The sequence below is a fragment of the Kitasatospora sp. NPDC051170 genome (assembly GCF_044455705.1).
Lineage (GTDB): Bacteria > Actinomycetota > Actinomycetes > Streptomycetales > Streptomycetaceae > Kitasatospora.
On the sequence record NZ_JBITFA010000010.1, the window covers coordinates 253383 to 267781 of the forward strand.

Annotated in this window: 13 protein-coding genes; 11 read left to right on the plus strand and 2 right to left on the minus strand. The window is 71.5% G+C overall.

Going from position 1 to position 14399, the window contains the following annotated elements:
- Positions 1 to 82 precede the first annotated feature (82 nt).
- From pdxT to ACIBCA_RS22300, 10 genes are all read left to right on the plus strand, one after another.
- A complete protein-coding gene (gene pdxT / locus ACIBCA_RS22255) occupies positions 83 to 703 on the plus strand; it encodes a pyridoxal 5'-phosphate synthase glutaminase subunit PdxT (RefSeq protein WP_031072589.1) in 621 nt (206 codons plus the stop codon).
- 79 nt (positions 704 to 782) lie between these two features.
- Positions 783 to 1541, plus strand: a complete 759-nt coding sequence (locus ACIBCA_RS22260; protein ID WP_396284671.1) for a YebC/PmpR family DNA-binding transcriptional regulator — start codon at positions 783 to 785, stop codon at positions 1539 to 1541.
- A gap of 157 nt (positions 1542 to 1698) precedes the next feature.
- The gene (gene ruvC / locus ACIBCA_RS22265) at positions 1699 to 2250 is read left to right on the plus strand and encodes a crossover junction endodeoxyribonuclease RuvC (protein ID WP_396284672.1); all 552 of its coding nucleotides are present in this window, start codon (positions 1699 to 1701) and stop codon (positions 2248 to 2250) included.
- Positions 2247 to 2858, plus strand: a complete 612-nt coding sequence (gene ruvA / locus ACIBCA_RS22270; protein WP_396284673.1) for a Holliday junction branch migration protein RuvA — start codon at positions 2247 to 2249, stop codon at positions 2856 to 2858. The genes ruvC and ruvA overlap by 4 nt, the downstream gene beginning before the upstream one ends.
- Before the next feature lie 56 nt (positions 2859 to 2914).
- A complete protein-coding gene (gene ruvB, locus ACIBCA_RS22275) occupies positions 2915 to 4006 on the plus strand; it encodes a Holliday junction branch migration DNA helicase RuvB (RefSeq protein ID WP_396284674.1) in 1092 nt (363 codons plus the stop codon).
- Positions 4007 to 4263: 257 nt separating this feature from the next.
- Positions 4264 to 4686: a preprotein translocase subunit YajC gene (yajC, locus tag ACIBCA_RS22280; RefSeq protein ID WP_396284675.1), complete on the plus strand. Its 423-nt coding sequence runs from the start codon at positions 4264 to 4266 to the stop codon at positions 4684 to 4686.
- 148 nt (positions 4687 to 4834) lie between these two features.
- Positions 4835 to 6673 (plus strand): protein translocase subunit SecD, encoded by a 1839-nt coding sequence (gene secD, locus ACIBCA_RS22285; RefSeq protein WP_396284676.1) that lies wholly within the window; start codon positions 4835 to 4837, stop codon positions 6671 to 6673.
- 4 nt (positions 6674 to 6677) lie between these two features.
- On the plus strand, positions 6678 to 7781 hold the full coding sequence (gene secF, locus ACIBCA_RS22290) for a protein translocase subunit SecF (RefSeq protein WP_396284677.1): 1104 nt from the start codon (positions 6678 to 6680) through the stop codon (positions 7779 to 7781).
- A 25-nt stretch (positions 7782 to 7806) separates the two neighbouring features.
- On the plus strand, positions 7807 to 8358 hold the full coding sequence (locus ACIBCA_RS22295; RefSeq protein ID WP_396284678.1) for an adenine phosphoribosyltransferase: 552 nt from the start codon (positions 7807 to 7809) through the stop codon (positions 8356 to 8358).
- A gap of 223 nt (positions 8359 to 8581) precedes the next feature.
- A complete protein-coding gene (locus ACIBCA_RS22300) occupies positions 8582 to 10996 on the plus strand; it encodes a RelA/SpoT family protein (RefSeq protein WP_396284745.1) in 2415 nt (804 codons plus the stop codon).
- Positions 10997 to 11062: 66 nt separating this feature from the next.
- Here ACIBCA_RS22300 and ACIBCA_RS22305 read toward each other — a convergent pair whose 3' ends face one another.
- Positions 11063 to 12292, minus strand: coding sequence for a DUF349 domain-containing protein (locus ACIBCA_RS22305; RefSeq protein WP_396284679.1), 1230 nt, complete (start codon positions 12290 to 12292; stop codon positions 11063 to 11065).
- Positions 12293 to 12558: 266 nt separating this feature from the next.
- Positions 12559 to 13407: a peptidylprolyl isomerase gene (locus tag ACIBCA_RS22310; RefSeq protein WP_396284680.1), complete on the minus strand. Its 849-nt coding sequence runs from the start codon at positions 13405 to 13407 to the stop codon at positions 12559 to 12561.
- Positions 13408 to 13687: 280 nt separating this feature from the next.
- Between ACIBCA_RS22310 and ACIBCA_RS22315 the strand changes: the two genes are divergently transcribed.
- Positions 13688 to 14395, plus strand: a complete 708-nt coding sequence (locus ACIBCA_RS22315; protein ID WP_396284681.1) for an MBL fold metallo-hydrolase — start codon at positions 13688 to 13690, stop codon at positions 14393 to 14395.
- The last annotated feature ends 4 nt before the right edge of the window (positions 14396 to 14399 follow it).

The window sequence follows — 14399 nt, forward strand, 5'->3', positions numbered from 1 at the left end:
CCCCGGGGGGGGGGGGGGGGCCGCGCCACTACGTCGGTAGTGGCACTACGCCCGTAGTAACGATCGATAGAGGTTGAAGACCGTGAGCACTCCAGTCATCGGCGTCCTCGCCCTGCAGGGCGACGTCCGCGAGCACCTCGTGGCACTGGCCGAGGCCGACGCGCTCGCCCGTCCGGTGCGCCGTGCCGAGGAGCTGGCCGAGGTCGACGCGCTGGTGATCCCCGGTGGGGAGTCCACCACCATGTCCAAGCTGGCGCTGCTGTTCGACGTGATGCAGCCGGTGCGCGACCGGGTCGCCGCCGGGATGCCCGTCTACGGCACCTGCGCGGGCATGATCATGCTGGCCGACAAGATCCTCGACGGCCGGGACGACCAGGAGAGCGTCGGCGGCATCGACATGACCGTGCGCCGCAACGCCTTCGGCCGCCAGAACGAGTCCTTCGAGTCCGGGATCTCCTTCAAGGGCCTGGGCGAGGAGCCGGTGCACGGCGTGTTCATCCGCGCCCCCTGGGTCGAGGAGGTCGGCGCGGGCGTCGAGGTGCTGGCCGAGCTGCCCGCCGCGGACGGCCCGGACAGCCGGATCGTGGCCGTGCGCCAGGGCAACCTGCTGGCCACCTCGTTCCACCCGGAGCTCACCGGCGACCACCGGGTGCACGCCTACTTCGTGAAGATGGTCGAGGAGCACCTGGCCGCCGCCTCGTAGCCGTGTGCGCTCCACCGGTGACGACACCGGTAGGATCTCAGCTGTTTCATTTCCCTTTGGCGACGTAAAGGAGCTGGCGATGTCCGGCCACTCTAAGTGGGCTACCACCAAGCACAAGAAGGCCGTGATCGACGCCAAGCGCGGCAAGCTCTTCGCCAAGATGATCAAGAACATCGAGGTGGCGGCGCGCACCGGCGGTGCCGACCCGGCGGGCAACCCGACGCTCTTCGACGCCATTCAGAAGGCCAAGAAGAGCTCGGTCCCGAACAAGAACATCGACAGCGCGGTCAGCCGCGGCGCCGGCACCGAGGCCGGTGGCGCCGACTACCAGACGATCATGTACGAGGGCTACGGCCCGAACGGTGTCGCGGTGCTCATCGAGTGCCTCACCGACAATCGCAACCGCGCCGCCTCCGACGTCCGCGTCGCCATGACCCGCAACGGCGGCAACATGGCCGACCCGGGCTCGGTCTCGTACCTCTTCAACCGCAAGGGCGTCATCATCGTGCCCAAGGCGGACGGTGTGGACGAGGACAAGGTGACCGAGGTCGTCCTCGAGGCCGGCGCGCTGGACGTCACCGACCTCGGTGACAGCTTCGAGGTCATGAGCGAGGCGACCGACCTGGTGGCCTGCCGCACGGCGCTGGTGGACGCGGGGATCGACTACGACTCGGCCGAGGCCAACTTCGTCGCCGACCTGCAGATCCCGCTGGACGCGGACGGCGCCCGCAAGATCTTCAAGCTGATCGACGCGCTCGAGGACAGCGACGACGTGCAGAACGTGTTCGCCAACTTCGACATCCCCGCCGAGGTCGAGGCCGAGCTCGACGCCGAGTAACGGTCCTGAGTGATCGTTCTCACTGCCCGGCCCGGTGGTCCCAGGACCGCCGGGCCGGTGTCGTCGGCGGGGTTGTCGGACCCTGGCGGTAGCCTTCGCAGGTCGCCCCAGGCGAGTGGCAGGGCAGCGAGCGGCGACGCGGCGAGAGGCGGGGCTAGTGGTACGGGTACTGGGCGTGGACCCGGGGCTGACCAGGTGCGGGGTCGGCGTGGTCGAGGGCGCGCCGGGCCGGCCGCTGCGGATGGCCGGGGTCGGCGTGGTGCGCACACCGGCCGAGGCCGAGATCGGGCAGCGGCTGCTGCTGGTCGAGCAGGGCATCGAGGCGTGGCTGGACGAGCACCGGCCCGACCTGGTCGCCGTCGAGCGGGTCTTCGCCCAGCACAACGTCCGCACAGTGATGGGCACCGCCCAGGCCAGCGCCGTCGCGATGCTCTGCGCGACCAGGCGGGGCATCCCCGTCACCCTGCACACCCCCAGCGAGGTCAAGGCGGCCGTCACCGGCTCCGGCCGGGCCGACAAGGCGCAGGTCACGGCCATGGTGCAGCGCCTGCTGCGCCTGGACGCCCCGCCCAAGCCCGCCGACGCCGCCGACGCGCTGGCGCTGGCCATCTGCCACATCTGGCGCGGCGGGACGACCAACCGGCTGCAGGCCGCCGTCCAGGCCGCCCGCGCCACCCCCGTGCAAACCCTGAAAGGAACGACCCGGTGATCGCCTTCGTCCAAGGGCCCGTGGCGGCCGTCTCCTCCGGCGTCGCGGTGATCGAGGTCGGCGGGGTCGGCATGGCCGTCCAGTGCACCCCGAACACCCTGGCCGGCCTGCGGCTCGGTGAGCCGGCCCGGCTGGCGACCTCGCTGGTCGTCCGGGAGGACTCGCTGACGCTCTTCGGCTTCGCCGACGACGACGAGCGCGGGATCTTCGAGATCCTCCAGGCGGCGCCGGGCGTCGGCCCCAAGCTGGCCCAGGCGATCCTCGGGGTGCACAGCCCCGACGCGCTGCGCGCCGCGGTGGCGGGCGGGGACGAGAAGGCGCTCGTCGCCGTCCCCGGCATCGGCAAGGCGAAGGCGGCGAAACTGCTGCTGGAGTACAAGGACAAGCTGGGCGCCCCGCACGGCGCGGTGCCCGCGCAGAAGCCGATCGCCTCGGGCCCCGCGCCGTGGACCGAGCAGCTGCACTCCGCGCTGACGGGCCTGGGCTACGCCCCCCGCGAGGCGGACGAGGCGGTCGCCGCCGTCACGCCGGAGGCCGAGGCCCAGGCCGTGACGGACGTGGGCGCCCTGTTGCGGCTGGCGCTGCGCGGCCTCAACCGCGCCCGCTGACAACCCACTTGACGATCTGTCCATTTGTCGACCGCTGACCCGGGAGCCCGCAGAGAATGAGTCCGTACGACTCCGAGCCCGCCGACCGTCTGGTCACGTCCGCCGCCGACGGCGAGGACCAGGCGGTGGAGGCGGCGCTGCGCCCCAAGCTGCTGGACGAGTTCATCGGCCAGGAGCGGGTGCGCGAGCAGCTGTCCCTGGTGCTCCAGGCGGCGCGCAAGCGCGGCAGCGCGCCCGACCACGTGCTCCTGAGCGGCCCGCCCGGGCTGGGCAAGACCACCCTGTCGATGATCATCGCCGCCGAGCTGGGCGCCCCGATCCGGATCACCTCCGGCCCGGCCATCCAGCACGCCGGTGACCTCGCGGCGATCCTGTCCTCGCTCACCGAGGGCGAGGTGCTCTTCCTCGACGAGATCCACCGGATGTCCCGGCCGGCCGAGGAGATGCTCTACATGGCGATGGAGGACTACCGGGTCGACGTGATCGTCGGCAAGGGCCCGGGCGCCACCGCCATCCCGCTGGAGCTGCCGCCGTTCACGCTGGTCGGCGCCACCACCCGGGCCGGCCTGCTGCCGCCGCCGCTGCGCGACCGCTTCGGCTTCACCGGGCACATGGAGTTCTACGCCCCCGCCGAGCTCGAGAAGGTGGTGCGCCGCTCGGCCACCCTGCTGGACGTGGAGATAGACCCGGCCGGCGCGGCCGAGATCGCCGGGCGCTCGCGCGGCACCCCGCGCATCGCCAACCGGCTGCTGCGCCGGGTGCGCGACTACGCGCAGGTCAGGCACGACGGCCTGGTCACCGCCGGGATCGCCGCGCAGGCGCTGGACGTGTACGAGGTGGACGCCCGGGGCCTGGACCGGCTGGACCGGGCCGTGCTGCACGCGCTGCTGCGGCTGTTCGGCGGCGGCCCGGTCGGCCTGTCGACCCTGGCCGTGGCCGTGGGGGAGGAGGCGGAGACGGTCGAGGAGGTGGCCGAGCCGTTCCTGGTGCGCGAGGGCCTGCTGGCCCGTACCCCGCGCGGGCGGATCGCCACCGCGGCGGCCTGGCAGCACCTGGGCCTGACCCCGCCGGTCCAGACCACGCGCGGCACGGTCGCGCCGGCGCAGCCGCAGCTGTTCAAGCAGGACGGTAGCCCCGACGGAAGTTGAGCGCCGCTGGTCCGAACGAGTGAGACGGACCGCCCGGTTCCCCGTCCGCGCCGCCCGGCGGGCCCTGGGGGCCCTGGGGAGATGTCCGTGGAAACCCTGCGGACGGAGGGTCGCCACTTTCGGCGACAGGATGCGATGCTTGGCGTTGTCCGATCAGTTCGGGGTCGCCTAGACTCCGCCGGACCGCCCCTCTCACCTGACGGGCCGACCAATACCACAGGCCGCCGACCGGCGGCCCGTAAAGGACTCTGGCTACCGTGCTGCAATACATCATCCTCCTGCCCCTCATCTTCATGGTCGTGGCCATGTTCCGGGCGAACAAGAAGCGCCAGGCGCAGATGCAGGAGACGCGGACCGCGCTCGTGCCCGGGGCCGGGGTGCGCACCATCGGTGGTATGTACGCCCTGGTGAAGGCCGTCAACGACGAGACCGTCGAGCTCGAGGTCGCGCCGGGCGTGGTCGCCCACTACACCAAGAGCGCCATCGCGGCGGTCATGGAGTTCCAGGAGTACGACGCGATCATCAACGGCCGCCCGGCCGAGGACGAGGCGTCGGAGTCCGAGGTGGAGGCGGAGGACGCGGCTCCGGCCGTGGACGCCGTCGAGGAGAAGCCGCTGTCGCTCAGCAAGGACGGCGCCGAGAAGGGCGACGCTGAGGGCGGGGCTCCCGCCGGCAAGTAAGACGGTCGGGCACCCGCCCGGTCGCGCGGCACAGTGCCGCGAGCCCACAGGACCTCAGGGCCGCAGAACCGCCATGTCCCCCGTCCAACCACGAGTCGGCCGGGGGACCGGTACGGGTACGTGGCATGGACAGGGAGAAACGAGCAAGGTGGCAACACCCAAGTCGCGCCCGCGCGACGGCTACCCAGGGCGGGCGCTGGCCCTCATCCTGGTCGTGACCGTCGGGCTGGTCGCCCTCATGTTCGGGACGGGCAACACCAAGCCCCGGCTCGGGATCGACCTCGCCGGCGGCACCAGCATCACGCTGACCGCGAAGTCGACCGACCCCAAGGCGCTCACCAAGTCCAACATGGACATCGCGGTGGGGATCATCGAGCGCCGGGTCAACGGCATGGGTGTCTCCGAGGCGGAGGTCCAGACCCAGGGCTCGGACACGATCATCGTGAACATCCCCAAGGGCGGTGACCGGCAGAACGCGGCGGACCAGGTGGGTACCACCGCGAAGCTGTTCTTCCGCCCGGTCCTGGCCGTCGCGGCGAGCGGTCCGCAGGCCACGCCGACCACGACGCCCACGCCCGGTGCCACCGGCACCCCTGGAGCCACCCCGTCCGCGGGCGCCTCGGGCACGGCCTCCGCCCCGGCGAGCACGGGCGCCAGTGCTCCGGCCACCGGCGCGGCCTCCCCGTCGGCCACCAAGCAGGGCCGCCCGGTCGGCGAGGCGCTGGGTGCCCCGGCCGCCCCGACCGCCGCCGCGACCGGTGGGGCCTCCGCCCCGGCTGCTCCGGCCCCCGCGACCGGCGCGCCCACGGCCCCGGCCCCGGGCCAGCCGAACCCGCTGGACCCGAACGTCGCGGCCGCCGCGGCCCAGGCCGGCATCCCGCCGGAGCTGGCCACGGCCTTCGCCACGCTGGACTGCTCCAAGCCCGAGGTCCGCGCCGCCCAGACCGGCCCCGAGGACAAGCCCGTCATCGCCTGCTCCCAGAAGGAGGAGCAGGGCGGCTGGGCGAAGCTGATCCTCGGCCCGGCGGTCGTCAAGGGCACGGACATCACCAAGGCCCAGGCGTCCATCGACACCCAGGGCGCCGGCGGCTGGCAGGTCTCCCTGCAGTTCAACGACAAGGGCACCAGCGCCTTCGCCGACATCACCACCAAGCTCGCGGCCTCGCCCGCGCCGACCAACCAGTTCGCGATCGTCCTGGACAACCAGGTCGTCTCGCACCCGATGGTCCGCGGCCCGATCCCGGGCGGCAACGCCGTCATCAACGGCGGCTTCGGCCAGACCGAGGCGCAGGACCTCGCCAACGTGCTGAGCTTCGGCGCCCTGCCGCTGGACTTCAGCAAGGGCGACGTCACCACCGTCTCCCCGCAGCTCGGCAGCGACCAGCTCAAGGCCGGCCTGATCGCCGGCATGATCGGCATGCTGCTGGTCATCGCCTACTCGGTGGTCTACTACCGCGGCCTCGGCCTGGTCTCGATCGCCGGTCTGATCGTCTCGGCGATCCTGACCTACGCGATCATGAGCCTGCTCGGCGGCGGGATCGGCTTCGCGCTGAACCTGCCGGCCGTCTGCGGTGCGATCGTCGCGATCGGTATCACCGCGGACTCCTTCATCGTGTACTTCGAGCGCATCCGCGACGAGGTCCGCGAGGGCGCCCCGCTGCGCCCGGCCGTCCAGCGGGCCTGGCCGCGCGCCCGGCGCACCATCCTGGTCTCGGACTTCGTGTCGTTCCTCTGTGCCGCGGTGCTCTACGTGGTCTCGGTCGGCAAGGTCCAGGGCTTCGCGTTCACGCTCGGCCTGACCACCCTGCTCGACGTGGTGGTGATCTTCCTCTTCACCAAGCCGATGATCACGCTGCTGGCCCGTCGCAAGTTCTTCTCGGACGGCCACCCGTGGTCCGGCCTGGACCCCAAGCGCCTGGGCGCCCGCCCGCCGCTGCGCAGCACCCGTCGCCGTAGCTCCTCCTCCGCCGCCGTTAAGGAGGCATGACACCGTGTCACGCTTCTCCAATCTGGGCCACCGGCTCTACCAGGGCGAGGTCAGCTTCGACTTCGTCGGGCGCCGCAAGATCTGGTACTCCATCTCCGGCGTGATCGTGCTCGTCGCGGCGATCGGCCTGGCCATGGGCCTGCACCTGGGCATCGAGTTCAAGGGCGGGTCGGTCTACACCGTCAGCAAGCCCGGGCTCACCGTCTCGCAGGCGCAGACGACGGCCGACGAGGTCGTCTCCTCGCACCCGCTGGTGCAGTCGACGGACAACGGCAAGATCCGCATCCAGGTCAGCACCGACGAGACGAAGAGCTCGGACCAGGTCCGCACCGAGCTCTCGCAGAAGCTCTCCGTGCCGCTGGACACCGTCGAGGCCCAGGTGATCGGCCCCAGCTGGGGCAAGCAGATCTCCGACAAGGCACTCACTGGTCTGATCGTCTTCATGATCCTGGTGACGGTCTACATGGCGATCGCCTTCGAGTGGCGGATGGCGGTGGCCGCCCTGGTCGCGCTGATCCACGACCTCCTGATCACCATCGGCGTGTACGCCCTGGTGGGCTTCGAGGTCACCCCCGGTACGGTGATCGGCTTCCTGACGATCCTCGGGTACTCGCTCTACGACACGGTCGTCGTCTTCGACACCGTGAAGGAGAACGCCAAGGGGATCACCAAGCAGAACAAGCTCACCTACAGCGAGGCGGCCAACGCGGGCCTCAACCAGACCCTGGTGCGCTCGCTCAACACCACCGTGGTGGCGCTCCTTCCGGTGGCCGCGCTGCTGTTCATCGGCGGCGGCATCCTGGGCGCCGGCACCCTGAACGACATCTCGCTCGCGCTGTTCATCGGCCTCGCGGCCGGTGCCTACTCCTCGATCTGCGTCGCCACCCCGCTGCTGGCGCAGCTCAAGGAGGAGCAGCCCGAGATGAAGGCGCTGCGCAAGCGCGTCCTGCAGCACCGGGCGGCGGCCGCGGCCAAGGCCGAGTCCGAGGCGGGGGCTGACACCCCGGCCGAGGGCGAGGAGGACGGCCAGCCGGCGGGTATGGTCGGTCAGCGCGGCCGGTCGGCCGGCACCTCGCGTGCCAAGGGCCGTCCGTCCACCAAGCGCTGAACCCCGATTGATTGAGGACACCACCGTGACCACCGCCGACACCGATCTGGCCCAGCTGCTGAACAGCCGGATCAGGGACGTCCCCGACTACCCGAAGCCGGGCGTGCTGTTCAAGGACATCGCGCCGCTGCTGGCCGACGCCGAGGCGTTCGGCGCCCTGACCCGGGCGCTGGCGCAGCGGGCGAAGGAGCTGGGGGCGACCAAGGTGGTGGGCCTGGAGGCGCGCGGCTTCGTGCTGGCGGCCCCGGCGGCCTTCGCGGCCGAGCTCGGCTTCGTGCCGATCCGCAAGGCGGGCAAGCTGCCCGGCGAGGTGTTCCGGCGCAGCTACGAGCTGGAGTACGGCTCGGCGACGCTGGAGGTGCAGTGCGACGCCTTCGGGCCCGGTGAGAAGGTGCTGGTGGTGGACGACGTGCTGGCCACGGGCGGCACCATCGGCGCCTCGCTGGACCTGGTGAAGGAGGCCGGCGCCGAGCTGGTGGGCGTCGTGGTGCTGATGGAGCTGGGCTTCCTGGACGGCCGTGAGCGCCTCGCCGGGCACCTGAACGGCGCTCCGCTGGAGACCCTGGTCACGGTCTGAACGACGGGACCCGGACGGGACTCCGGACGGGACCTTGAGAGCGGTGGTCGGATCATCCGACCACCGCTCTTCCGTTTGCGGCCCGGCCGACTGAACACCGGGCGGCCGGGCTCGGTACGATGAAGATTCATCCCCTCCCGGCGGCCCTCCCGGCGCAGGCGACCGTACGGTCCCCGGCAGGGTCGGCCCGGTGCCCCGAGGAGTGTCCTTGCCCGACGAGGTTGTGCCCACGGCCGCAGCGGCCGCCCCCGACGCCACTCCCGCGCCCTCGGGGGCCACCCCGGCACGTCCGGCTCCGACCTCCCCGCGCTCGCCCGGCTCCTCCGGCCGCGGCTCCTCCGGCGGGATGCGCGCCCGGCTGGCCCGCCTCGGCGGCCAGCGCTCCAGCGTCCTCAACCCCGTGCTGGAGCCGCTGTTCCGCTCGATCCGGGCCAACGACCCCAAGGCCGACCCGGCGCTGCTGCGCGACATCGAGCGCGCCTACGCCGTCGCCGAGAAGTGGCACCGCGGGCAGAAGCGCAAGAGCGGGGATCCGTACATCACCCACCCGCTGGCCGTGGCCACCATCCTGGCCGAGCTGGGCATGGACGCGGCGACGCTGATGGCCGGGCTGCTGCACGACACCGTCGAGGACACCGACTACGGCCTGGAGACCCTGCGCAAGGACTTCGGCGACTCGGTGGCCCTGCTGGTCGACGGCGTCACCAAGCTCGACCGGGTCAAGTTCGGGGAGGCCGCGCAGGCCGAGACCGTCCGCAAGATGGTCGTCGCGATGGCCAAGGACCCGCGCGTCCTGGTGATCAAGCTGGCCGACCGCCTGCACAACATGCGCACCATGCGCTACCTCAAGCGGGAGAAGCAGGAGAAGAAGGCCCGCGAGACGCTGGAGATCTACGCCCCGCTGGCGCACCGGCTGGGCATGAACACCATCAAGTGGGAGCTGGAGGACCTCGCCTTCGCGATCCTCTACCCCAAGATGTACGACGAGATCGTGCGCCTGGTCGCCGAGCGGGCCCCCAAGCGGGACGAGTACCTGGCGACCGTCATCGACCAGGTCCAGGCGGACCTGCGCGGGGCCCGGATCACGGCCTCCGTCACCGGCCGGCCGAAGCACTACTACTCGGTCTACCAGAAGATGATCGTCCGGGGCCGGGACTTCGCCGAGATCTACGACCTGGTGGGCATCCGGGTCCTGGTCGACACCGTCCGCGACTGCTACGCGGCGCTGGGCACCATCCACGCGCGGTGGAACCCGGTGCCGGGGCGGTTCAAGGACTACATCGCGATGCCCAAGTTCAACATGTACCAGTCGCTGCACACGACGGTGATCGGCCCCGGCGGCAAGCCCGTCGAGCTCCAGATCCGCACCTTCGACATGCACCGGCGGGCCGAGTACGGCATCGCCGCGCACTGGAAGTACAAGCAGCGCGCCGTCGCCGGGGCCTCCAAGGTCCGCACCGACACCCCGGACGCCGTCCGCAAGGACGACAAGGCCGGAGCCGTCAACGAGATGGCCTGGCTGCGGCAGCTCCTGGACTGGCAGAAGGAGACGGCCGACCCGGGCGAGTTCCTGGAGTCGCTGCGCTTCGACCTGGCCAGCAACGAGGTCTTCGTCTTCACCCCCAAGGGTGACGTGATAGCGCTGCCCGCCGGCGCCACCCCCGTCGACTTCGCCTTCGCGGTGCACACCGAGGTCGGCTACCGGACCATAGGGGCCCGGGTCAACGGCCGCCTGGTGCCGCTGGAGTCGACGCTGGAGAACGGCGACGCCGTCGAGGTGTTCACCTCCAAGGCGGAGAACGCCGGGCCCTCCCGGGACTGGCTCGGCTTCGTCAAGTCCCCGCGCGCCCGCAACAAGATCCGCGCCTGGTTCTCCAAGGAGCGCCGCGAGGAGGCGATCGAGCACGGCAAGGAGGCGATCGTCCGGGCGATGCGCAAGCAGGGCCTGCCGATCCAGCGCATCCTCACCGGGGACTCGCTGGTGACCCTGGCCCACGAGATGCGCTACCCCGACATCTCCTCGCTCTACGCCGCGATCGGCGAGGGGCACGTCGCCGCGCAGAACATCGTGCAGAAGCTCGTCCAGGCGCTCGGCGGCGAGGAGGGCGCCACCGAGGACCTGGCGGAGACCGCCACCCCGACGCACGACAACCGCCGGGCGGTGCGCCGCCGGGCCAAGGGCGACCCGGGCGTGATCGTCAAGGGCGTCGAGGACGTCTGGGTCAAGCTCTCCCGCTGCTGCACCCCGGTGCCGGGCGACCCGATCGTCGGCTTCGTCACCCGCGGCAACGGCGTCTCGGTGCACCGCGCCGACTGCGTCAACGTCGAGGCGCTGAGCCAGCAGCCCGAGCGGATGATCGACGTCGAGTGGGCGGCCACCCAGTCCTCCGTCTTCCTGGTGGCCATCCAGGTCGAGGCGCTGGACCGCTCCCGGCTGCTCTCGGACGTCACCCGGGTGCTCTCCGACCAGCACGTCAACATCCTGTCGGCGGCGGTGCAGACCTCCCGGGACCGGGTGGCGATGAGCCGGTTCACCTTCGAGATGGGCGACCCGAAGCACCTGGGCCACGTGCTCAAGGCGGTGCGAGGCGTCGAGGGCGTGTACGACGTCTACCGCGTCACCTCCGCCCGCAAGTAGCGCCCGGACACGAGGAAGCCCCCGTCGCACGCGACGGGGGCTTCCTTCGTTCACCGGCTCACGGGATCAACCGCTGAACTCCTCCTGGCTCTTGTGCGCCTGCTCCAGCAGGGTCTGCACACCGGCCAGCTCGGACTCCAGCTTGGCGGTCCTGGAGGAGTTGCCGGCCGCGCGGGCCTTGTCCAGGTCGGCCTGGATCTTGTCGGCCTTCGCCTGGAACAGGCCCACCATGCCGGCCGCGCGGGCCTTGGCCTCCGGGTTGGAGCGCTTCCACTCCGTGTCCTCGGCCTCGCGGATCGCCCGCTCGACGGCGTTCAGCCGGCCGTCCAGCTTCGGGCGGATGTCGCGCGGCACGTGGCCGATGGCCTCCCAGCGCTCGTTGATCTCGCGCAGGGCCGCCTTGGCGGTCTTGAGGTCGGTGATCGGGAGGATCGTCTCGGCCTCGGCGGCCAGCGCCTCCTTGAGCTTCTGGTTCTCGACCTGCTCGGCGTCGCGCTCGCTGAACACGGCGGAGCGGGCCTGGAAGAAGACGTCCTGCGCGCCGCGGAAGCGGGCCCACAGCTCGTCCTCGACGTCGCGCTGCGCGCGGCCGGCGCCCTTCCAGCGGGCCATCAGGTCGCGGTAGGCGGCGGCGGTGCTGCCCCAGTCCGTGGACGAGGACAGGGCCTCGGCCTCGGCGACCAGCGCCTCCTTGGTCTGGCGGGCCTGGTCGCGCTCCGAGTCCAGCGCGGAGAAGTGCGCCTTGCGGTGCTTGGAGAAGACGGACCGGGCGTGCGAGAAGCGGTGCCACAGCTCGTCGTCGCTCTTGCGGTCGAGCCGGGGCAGGCCCTTCCAGATGTCCACCAGGGCGCGCAGCCGGTCCCCGGCCTCCCGCCACTGGGTGGACTCGGCGAGCTGCTCGGCCTCGGTGACCAGGGCCTCCTTGGCGACGCGGGTCTCGTCCTGCGCCTTGGCGCGGGCGGCCTTGCGCTCCTCGCGGCGGTTCTCGATCTCGCCGGCGAGCGTGTCCAGGCGCGCGGCCAGCGCGGCCAGGTCACCCACGGCGTGGCCCTCGGTCACCTGCGCGCGCAGGTGCTCCAGCGCGGTCAGGGCGTCCTTCGCGGCCAGGTCGGTGGTGCGCACCCGCTTCTCCAGCAGGCCGATCTCCACCTCGATGCCCTGGAACTTGCGCTCGAAGTACGCCAGCGCCTCCTCGGGCGAGCCGGCCTGCCAGGAACCCACGGCGCGTTCGCCGTCGGCCGTCCTGACGTAGACCGTGCCCTGCTCGTCGACACGGCCCCACGGGTCGCTGCTCATAGCGCGTCCTCCACATGACGTCGCGCCCGCGTCGGGGCGGTGCGCGTTCGTCGTCCACAGTTGATGTGCGGCGGACCGAAGAAGTCCGCCGTCCCCGTCCGCCGAGTCGTGCTGCCGAGGGTGAACGGCAGGGCGGGTCCGGGCACCCTACACAACGCCAACATAGGCGACCAGGCCCGGTGCTGTCCGCATCCGGGCCGGGCGATTTCGGTCCGGGGCCCCGCCGGGGCGCGTGGAGCGCCTGCGGCGGGAGGCCCCGGTGTGGATCAACCCTTGGACACCGTAACGGAGTTGAAGGTGACGTCGGCCATCGGGTGGCCGTCCGTCGCGCCCTCCAGGGTGCCCGCGGCGGCGATCTTGTTCAGCACGTCCAGGCCGCCGGTCACCTTGCCGAACGGGATGTAGCTCGGCGGCAGTTTGGTGTCCTTGTAGACCAGGAAGAACTGGCTCCCGTTGGTGTCCGGGCCGGAGTTGGCCATCGCCACCGTGCCCGCCGGGTACGTCGCGCCGGTCAGGTTCTCGTCCTTGAACTTGAAACCGGGGCCGCCGGTGCCGCCCGGGACGGTCGCACTGGCGGTCGGGTCACCGCACTGGAGCACGAAGATGCCGTCGGTGGTGAGGCGGTGGCACTTGGTGTGGTCGAAGAACTGCTCCCCGGCCAGGAAGTTGAAGGAGTTGACGGTGTGCGGCGCCTTGGCCGCGTCCAACGCCACCGTCACCTTGCCGCAGTTGGTGTCCATCGTCATGGTGTACGCGGCGGAGGAGTCGACGGTCATCGCCGGCTCGTCCTTCCACTGCTTGCCGTTGGGCTTGCCCTCCGCCGGGGCCGCGCAGCCGTCGACCGGCTTGCGGGTCGGGGTGGTGGGCTCGGCGGCCGGGTTGGTCTGCCCGGGCTTCGCCGTGTCGGAGGCCGCGGTGGTCGACTTGTCGTCGTCCGAGCTGAACGCGCCGCCCGCGACCAGCGCGCCGCCGCCGGCCAGGACCACGACGGCGAGCGAGGCGCTCAGGATCGCGGTGCGGCGCCTGCGGGCGGCCTCCTGGGCGACCCGGCGCTCCATCTGGCGCTCGTACTTCTCGCGGGCGAGCTGCCGCCGCCGCTGTTCGCTGCTGACCACCGGCCGTGTCTCCTGGGGATGTGCGGAAAGAGTGGATGGAATCGGAAGGGATTCGAGAGGGACTCGATGCGGATCATCGCATCCATCGGCGGCCCAGTGTAGGGACCCGGACCGTAAGAACGCGGTGAACCTGTCACGCGGCCCGCGGCGTCACCCGTATACCGGTTCGCGACCGGGCCCGCACCGCCGGTAGGCTGCCCGTACACCTTCAGAGACCCTTCGAAGCCGTACTCCGTAGCCGTACTCCGTAGCCGCTGACCGACATCACAAGAGGACGCGCGTGTTCATCGCCGGATTCCCCGCTGGAGCCTGGGGCACCAACTGCTACCTGGTCGCCCCGGCGGCGGGCGAGGAGTGCGTCATCGTCGACCCGGGGCACCAGGCCGCCGCAGGAGTCGAGGAACTGGTCCGCGAGCACCGGCTCAAGCCCGTCGCCGTGCTGCTCACGCACGGCCACATCGACCACGTGGCCTCGGTGGTCCCGGTCTGCGGCGCCCGTGGCGTCCCGGCGTGGATCCACCCCGAGGACCGGTACATGATGTCGGACCCGGAGAAGGCGCTCGGCCGCTCCATCGGCGCCCCGCTCATGGGCGAACTGACCGTCGGCGAGCCCGAGGACGTGCGCGAGCTGACCGACGGCGCCGTGCTGGAACTGGCCGGTCTGAGCCTGTCCGTCGACCACGCCCCCGGCCATACCGGGGGGTCGGTGACCTTCCGGACGCCCGGTGCCGAGGACCTCCCCCCGGTGCTGTTCTCGGGCGACCTGCTGTTCGCCGGCTCCATAGGGCGTACCGACCTCCCGGGCGGGGACGGCGAAGCGATCATGCGCTCGCTGGCCCGGGTGTGCCTGCCCCTCGACGACTCCACCGTGGTCCTCTCCGGCCACGGCGGACAGACGACCATCGGCCGCGAGCGCGCCACCAACCCCTACCTCCGACAGGCAGCGGGGGCGACCGGCGCCCCGGCTTTCCCGCGACGAGGAATGTGACGGA